Annotated in this window: 1 pseudogene; it reads right to left on the bottom strand. The window is 65.7% G+C overall.

Annotated elements, in window-relative coordinates:
* A pseudogene (locus ACSNOK_RS34445) lies at nt 1–268 on the bottom strand (hypothetical protein); the annotation flags it as partial.

Here is a 268-nt window from a genome sequence, read left to right on the forward strand (position 1 = left end):
GGGCATAGATCTGGGTCCGGCTGATCGTGAAGCCGACCCCTTGCACCTTCGACCAGGTCACCTCGGAGACGCGCCCGACGCTCTCCCGGACGGCCATGGCCTCGTCGAGGAGGTCACCGGCAGCGATCATGTACGCGAGCACGGCATCCTTCTGAGCGCGCAGGACGTCGTCGACCTTGGCGTCGATGGCCTTGAGGTAGTCGGTGATCTCGTCCATCGCCTGCTGCATGGCGAGCTGTGCCATTACCCCGGCAGCGCCGGTCAGGAT

The sequence above is a fragment of the Streptomyces sp. URMC 126 genome (assembly GCF_051386555.1).
GTDB lineage: Bacteria > Actinomycetota > Actinomycetes > Streptomycetales > Streptomycetaceae > Streptomyces.